Source organism: uncultured Flavonifractor sp. (assembly GCF_944385615.1).
Taxonomy (GTDB): domain Bacteria; phylum Bacillota; class Clostridia; order Oscillospirales; family Oscillospiraceae; genus Flavonifractor.
Genome location: NZ_CALWXV010000013.1, coordinates 47,572 through 53,671, shown reverse-complemented (window position 1 = coordinate 53,671; position 6,100 = coordinate 47,572). Strand labels below are relative to the sequence as shown.

Annotated in this window: 7 protein-coding genes and 1 riboswitch; of the genes, 6 read left to right on the top strand and 1 reads right to left on the bottom strand. The window is 63.8% G+C overall.

All coding sequences use genetic code 11. The features are described from left to right. Positions 1-207: 207 nt before the first annotated feature. Positions 208-1,152, bottom strand: a complete 945-nt coding sequence (gene gluQRS / locus Q0J75_RS05460) for a tRNA glutamyl-Q(34) synthetase GluQRS (RefSeq protein ID WP_297197836.1) — start codon at positions 1,150-1,152, stop codon at positions 208-210. Positions 1,153-1,249: 97 nt separating this feature from the next. Continuing rightward, a riboswitch (molybdenum cofactor riboswitch) is annotated at positions 1,250-1,366 on the top strand. A gap of 69 nt (positions 1,367-1,435) precedes the next feature. Between gluQRS and Q0J75_RS05455 the strand changes: the two genes are divergently transcribed. Genes Q0J75_RS05455 through Q0J75_RS05430 form a run of 6 tightly spaced genes read left to right on the top strand, consistent with a single transcriptional unit; the run spans position 1,436 to position 6,099 of the window. Further along, positions 1,436-2,461 carry a molybdopterin-binding protein gene (locus Q0J75_RS05455; RefSeq protein ID WP_297197834.1) on the top strand — a complete coding sequence of 342 codons (1,026 nt, stop codon included), beginning with the start codon at positions 1,436-1,438 and terminating at the stop codon, positions 2,459-2,461. Between the two features lies 1 nt (position 2,462). Beyond that, a complete protein-coding gene (gene glp / locus Q0J75_RS05450) occupies positions 2,463-3,665 on the top strand; it encodes a molybdopterin molybdotransferase MoeA (protein WP_297197832.1) in 1,203 nt (400 codons plus the stop codon). A 49-nt stretch (positions 3,666-3,714) separates the two neighbouring features. Beyond that, positions 3,715-4,194 (top strand): cyclic pyranopterin monophosphate synthase MoaC, encoded by a 480-nt coding sequence (gene moaC / locus Q0J75_RS05445; protein WP_297197829.1) that lies wholly within the window; start codon positions 3,715-3,717, stop codon positions 4,192-4,194. Further along, the gene (gene mobB, locus Q0J75_RS05440) at positions 4,187-4,690 is read left to right on the top strand and encodes a molybdopterin-guanine dinucleotide biosynthesis protein B (protein ID WP_297197825.1); all 504 of its coding nucleotides are present in this window, start codon (positions 4,187-4,189) and stop codon (positions 4,688-4,690) included. Before moaC ends, mobB begins: the two co-directional genes overlap by 8 nt. Further along, positions 4,683-5,657 carry a GTP 3',8-cyclase MoaA gene (moaA, locus tag Q0J75_RS05435; protein ID WP_297197822.1) on the top strand — a complete coding sequence of 325 codons (975 nt, stop codon included), beginning with the start codon at positions 4,683-4,685 and terminating at the stop codon, positions 5,655-5,657. The genes mobB and moaA overlap by 8 nt, the downstream gene beginning before the upstream one ends. A 4-nt stretch (positions 5,658-5,661) precedes the next feature. Further along, positions 5,662-6,099: an MOSC domain-containing protein gene (locus tag Q0J75_RS05430; RefSeq protein ID WP_297197819.1), complete on the top strand. Its 438-nt coding sequence runs from the start codon at positions 5,662-5,664 to the stop codon at positions 6,097-6,099. Position 6,100 lies beyond the last annotated feature (1 nt).

Below are 6,100 nucleotides of genomic sequence, written 5' to 3'. Positions count from 1 at the left end.
TCCCATCATCGTCTATCCCTCCTTGCTGGTATTATAGCATGGAAACGAGGTTTATAGATGACTTTGTCAACAGGTCCTTACAGGGACGCCGACGGCAACCCCATCACCTTTGGCGTGGGCACTACCTATGTGTGCATCGTCCCCACCGACTGCCAGGTGAGCTTTTCCTAAACACGAAGGGCCGCGGCGCTGTGCGCTGCGGTCTTTTTACAGGTGGTTTGGGTCCACCATAATATCCCCCGCCGGTACTTTGGCCCAGTCGAAGTGTTGGGCCAGCTCCGCCGGGGCCACCGGCTCCGGCTTGTCCATCTGTCCTGCCCAGAAGGCCAGCAGTCCGGTGAGCGCCTCCGGCGCGAAGCGCTCCCGCAGGGCCCCCATATCCAGGTCCTTTTCCCGTTTGGACAGCCGCCGCCCATCGGGGGCCAGCAGCAGGGGCACATGGTAAAATTCCGGCGGAGTCAGCCCCAATAGCTCATAGAGATAGCGCTGACGGGGGGTGGAGTCCAGCAAGTCACGTCCCCGCACCACTTGGTTTACTTCCATGGCTCCATCATCATATACCACTGCCAGCTGGTAGGCATACACCCCGTCGGACCGGCGGAGGATAAAATCCCCGCAGTCATGGAGCAGATTTTCCTCATAGAACCCCTGCAAACCGTCAGTAAATCCGATATTGCGGTCGGGCACCTTCACCCGCCAGGCCGGGCGGCGGGTGGCGGACAGCTCCGCCCGCTTGGCCTCTGTCAAGTGCCTGCACCTACCGCTGTACACCGCCTGTCCGTCCGACCGGTGGGGAGCAAAGGCGGCCAGACGCTCCGCCCGGGTGCAGTAACAGGGGTAGATCAGCCCCCGCCCCTCCAGGGTCTCAAAGGCCCCGGCATACAGATTGGTCCGCTCGCTCTGGCGATAGGGGCCGTGGGGTCCCCCCACCTGATAGCCCTCATCCCAGTCCAGCCCCAGCCACCGCAGGTCGTCGGCCAGCTGAACGGCGTATTCCTCCTTACACCGGTCCGGGTCCAGGTCCTCCATCCGCAGCACCATGGTCCCCCCGGCGGCGCGCACCGACAGCCAGGCCAGCAGGCCGGAAAACAGATTGCCCAGGTGCATCCGCCCGCTGGGACTGGGGGCGAAGCGTCCCCGCACATTGCCCATACCGCTCCCTCCTTTTGCTTCATTGTACCACATCCCCCTTCCGATGCCCATTAGACTTTTCGTTGCTTTTTCCCAAAAATCTGTTATACTATGCACAATAGAATCTATGCTCCGAGCGGAACCGCCTAAGGGCTCAGCCTATGGCGCTCCGCCAGGGTCGCTCTGGAAACGGCGCGGCCTTCCGTCTTTGAAAAGGAGTCTCTTGCCCAGGGGGTATTCTACCCTTCTGCCCGGAGGTACCGCAAAAGACGGTACCTCTTTTTATTTTTTGGAGGAAATTACCATGAAATTGATTGATACCCGGGACGCAGTGGGCCATGTGCTCTGCCACGATCTGACCCAGATCATCCGCGGCGTCACCAAGGACGCCCGGTTCCGCAAGGGCCATGTGGTTACGGAAGAGGATATCCCCGTGCTGCTCTCCATGGGAAAAGAGCACCTTTATGTCTGGGAGAAACAGCCCGGTATGCTTCACGAGGACGAGGCCGCTCTGCGGCTCCAGGCCCTGTGCCAGAACCAGCACATGCACGCTACCGCTGTGAAAGAGGGGAAAATCGAGCTCATCGCCGACTGTGACGGCCTGTTTCAGGTGGATGTAGAGCGGCTCACCGCCCTCAACGGCGAGGACGAGATCATGATCGCCACCCGCCATACCAATACCGCCGTCCATAAAGGGGACAAGCTGGCGGGCACCCGTATTATCCCCCTGGTCATCGCCGAGGACAAGCTACGGCAGGTGGAAGAGCGGGCGGGGAACGGTCCCATCCTCTCCCTCACCCCCTGGAAGCTGAAAACCTGCGGCCTCATCACCACCGGCAGCGAGGTGGCCAAGGGCCTCATTGAGGACACCTTCACCCCCGTTATTGTGGACAAGCTGGCCGCTTACGGCATTGAGGTCACGGAGCACTGCCTGCCCGGGGACGACATGGCCGCCATCACCGTCGCCGCTCTGGACTACAAGGCCAAGGGGGTGGATCTGATCCTGTGCACCGGCGGCATGAGCGTGGACCCGGACGACCGCACCCCCAAAGCCATCAAGGACACCGGGGCCAACGTGGTCTCCTACGGTGCGCCGGTGCTGCCGGGGGCCATGTTCCTGCTGGGCTACTTTGACGACAGCACTCCCATTCTGGGGCTGCCCGGCTGCGTCATGTACGCCAAGGCCACCGTATTTGATCTGGTGCTCCCCCGCATTGCCGCCGGGGTAAAGGTGAGCCGGACCGACCTGAAGGCCCTGGGCCACGGCGGTCTGTGTCTTGGCTGCCCCGAGTGCCACTATCCGGTGTGTCCCTTCGGGAAAGGGTACTGAGATGGTCACCGGTATCTCATTGGAGGAGGCGGAGGCCCTGCTGACAGCGGAGCTTTCCCCCCTGGGGCAAGAGGTACTGCCCGCCGGGGACGCCCTGGGCCGCACCCTGGCTGTGGACGTCACCGCTCCCATGGACCAGCCCCCCTTTGACCGCTCCCCCCTGGACGGCTATGCCCTCCGCTCTGCCGATATTGCCGGGGCGGACCGGGACCATCCGGCGGTTCTCGCCGTGGTGGATACCCTGTACGCCGGGGACCAGGCCAGAGTGCCCGTGGGTCCCGGCCAGGCTGTCCGCATCATGACGGGTGCCATGCTGCCCCCCGGCTGCGATTGCGTGGTGGCCCAGGAACACACCGACCGGGGCAACCCGGTGGCGGTGTACGCCGCCCTGCCCCCTTATCAGAATTACGTCTATCAGGGCGAGGACTATAAAGCGGGCACCGTTCTGCTGAACAAAGGGACCCGGCTGGACGCCGCCGCTCTTGGGGTGCTGGCCAGCGCTGGGCTGACAGAGGTCCCAGTATGCCGCCGCCCCCGGGTGGCGGTGCTCACCACCGGGGATGAGGTGGTAGCTCCCGGCACCGCTCCCCTGCCGCCAGGGAAAATCTACGGCTCCAATCTGGCCCTGCTGCTGGCCCGGCTGGCTGAGCTGGGCATCCCGGAGCCTGCGGCGGAACAGGTGGGCGACGACCCCCAGGCCGTGGCTCAGGCCATGGATCGGCTGTTGGAGTGCTGCGATCTCCTCATCACCACCGGCGGTGTGTCTGTAGGAGATAAAGATATTTTTCACCAGGCCCTTCCCCTGCTGGGGGCGGAGCGGGTATTCTGGCGGGTGGACCTGAAGCCGGGCACCCCGGCCATGTTCTCCCGGTACCAGGGCAAACCTATTCTGTCCCTGTCGGGCAATCCCTTTGCCGCCTTCACCACCTTTGAATTATTGGCCCGGCCCCTGCTGGCCACTCTGGCCGGGGAATCCCATCTGCTTCCCCACAAACGGCGAGGGGTGCTGGCTACCCCCTTCTCCAAGCCCAGCCCCAGACGGCGCTTTCTTCGGGGCAGGTATGAGGATGGAGAAGTGACCCTGCCGGAGGGCCATTCCTCCGGGCAGCTGGCCTCCCTGGTGGGGTGCAACTGCCTGGTGGAGCTGCCGGCCGGCACCCCGGCAGTAGTGGCAGGCCAGCAAGTCCAGGTGTGGCTGCTGTAGGGCGCGGCAGCCCTGACCCGCCGCCATTCCCAACCAACAGGAGGTTTTCATGGAACAGTCTTTTAATCACTTTGACGCCCAGGGCAACGCCATCATGGTGGACGTGACCGGCAAGGACCCCACCTTCCGCACAGCGGTGGCCCAGGGCAAAATCCGCGTCACCCGGCCCATTCTGGATGCCATCACCGGCCGCACCGCCGCCAAGGGAGACGTGCTGGGGGTAGCCCGGGTGGCGGGCATTATGGCTGCCAAGCGCACATCCGAGCTGATCCCTCTGTGCCACCCCCTGTTGCTGAGCCATCTGTCGGTGGACTTTACCATTTTGGAGGAGGAGTGCGCCGTCCAGGCCACCTGCACCGTCAAGCTCTCGGGCAAAACCGGGGTGGAGATGGAGGCCCTCACCGGGGTGAGCGTGGCCCTGCTCACCATCTACGATATGTGCAAGGCCATTGACAAGGGGATGGAACTGGACGAAATTCACTTGGTCCATAAAGAGGGCGGCAAGTCGGGGGTGTACGACCGTGGATAAGCCTCTGGTGGTGGCGGTATCCGGGGTAAAAAACTCCGGCAAAACCACCCTGATTGAAGCTGTCCTCCCTCTTTTGGCGGAAGCCGGGCTCAATGTAGCGGTGGTCAAGCATGACGGCCATACCTTCCTTTCCGACCCGCCCGGCACCGACACCGGCCGCTTTATGGCCGCCGGAGCGGCGGGCACCGCCATTTTTGACGGGGAGAAATATAAAATCGTGAAAAAGCAGCCGGTATCGGAGGACTATCTCATCACCCAGTTCCCCGAGGCCCACCTGATCCTGCTGGAGGGCTTCAAGTACACCCGCTGGCCCAAGCTGGAGGTGGTGCGGCGGGGCAACTCGGAGGGGCCGGTATCCGACCCGGCCACCCTGCTGGCCCTGGTCACCGACCTGCCGCTGGAGGTGCCCGGCGTGCCGGTACTGCCCCTGAACCGCCCGGAGGAGACCGCCGCTTTCCTGCTCCGGCTGCACAAGGAGGGTCTGCCCCATGCTTGACCAATTTGGCCGGGATATCCGCTATCTGCGGGTATCGGTCACTGACCGGTGCAACCTGCGGTGCCGGTACTGTATGCCGGAGGAGGGGGTGGAGTGGGTCCCCCATAGCTCCATTCTCTCCTATGAACAGATCGTCCGTCTGGTAGGGGCGGCGGCCCAGCTGGGGGTGGAAAAGGTGCGCCTCACCGGCGGCGAGCCCCTGGTCCGTAAGGGGCTGGCCGGACTGGTGCGGGAGATCAAGCATATTCAGGGCATCCACACCGTCTGCCTCACCACCAACGGTCTGCTGCTGGCCGACCAGCTGCCCGCCCTGCTGGAGGCCGGGCTGGACGGGGTCAACCTGAGCCTGGACACCCTGGACAAGGCCCAGTTTGCCGCCCTCACCCGCCGGGACGGGCTGGCCCAGGCCATGGCGGGGCTGGAGGCCGCTCTGGCTGCGCCGGGGCTGACGGTGAAGGTCAACTGCGTCCCCTCGGGGGAGAACGACGGCCAGCTGGTCCCCTTGGCCGCCCTGGCCAAAGACCGGGACCTGACGGTACGCTTCATCGAGCTGATGCCCATTGGGCTGGGGTCCTCCCTCACCCGCCGCACGGAACAAGAGGTGCTGGCCCGGCTGGAAGAGGCCTTCGGCCCGGCCATTCCCTGCCCCCAGGACACCCTCAGCGGCCCCAGCCGCAACGTGACCTTCCAGGACTTTCAGGGCGAGGTGGGCTTTATCAGCGCCCTGTCCCACCAATTTTGCGCCAGCTGCAACCGGGTGCGGCTCACCGCCACCGGATTTTTGAAAACCTGCCTGCAATATGACCAGGGGGTGGACCTGAAAGCTTTGCTGGACAGTGGGGCGGACGACCACGCCCTGCTTGAGGCCATGAGACAGGCCATCTCTCACAAACCCGCCCACCACCATTTTGATGGGGCGCATGAGGCCCGGGACGAGGGCCGCAATATGAATCAGATCGGAGGATAAGACCATGGGGAACGTACTTGCCGTCTGCATCAGCGAGCAGAAGGGGACCCAGAAAAAAAACGTGGGCACCGCCCAATTTGTTGAGGACTGGGGCATCCAGGGGGACGCCCACGCCGGCAAATGGCACCGGCAGGTGTCCCTGCTCTCCCACGAGCAGGTGGAGGCCTTCCGAGCCAAGGGGGCCGTGGTGGACGACGGGGCCTTTGGAGAGAATCTGGTGGTGTCCGGGTTCGACTTCAAGACCCTCCCCATCGGGACCAAATTCAAATGCAACGACGTGGTGCTGGAGCTGACCCAGGTGGGCAAGCAGTGCCACGCCCACTGTGAGATCTACAAGGTTATGGGAGACTGCATCATGCCCCGGGAGGGCGTGTTCACCAAGGTGCTCCACGGGGGCACCATCTCGGTGGGGGACACCCTCACCATCATGGAGGAGGCATAAC

Bases quoted from the DNA above. Each gene is read 5' to 3' on its own strand.
- gluQRS (WP_297197836.1), bottom strand. From the start codon at position 1,152: ATGGGCAATGTGCGGGGACGCTTCGCCCCCAGTCCCAGCGGGCGGATG.
- Q0J75_RS05455 (WP_297197834.1), top strand. From the start codon at position 1,436: ATGAAATTGATTGATACCCGGGACGCAGTGGGCCATGTGCTCTGCCAC.
- glp (WP_297197832.1), top strand. From the start codon at position 2,463: ATGGTCACCGGTATCTCATTGGAGGAGGCGGAGGCCCTGCTGACAGCG.
- moaC (WP_297197829.1), top strand. From the start codon at position 3,715: ATGGAACAGTCTTTTAATCACTTTGACGCCCAGGGCAACGCCATCATG.
- moaA (WP_297197822.1), top strand. From the start codon at position 4,683: ATGCTTGACCAATTTGGCCGGGATATCCGCTATCTGCGGGTATCGGTC.
- Q0J75_RS05430 (WP_297197819.1), top strand. From the start codon at position 5,662: ATGGGGAACGTACTTGCCGTCTGCATCAGCGAGCAGAAGGGGACCCAG.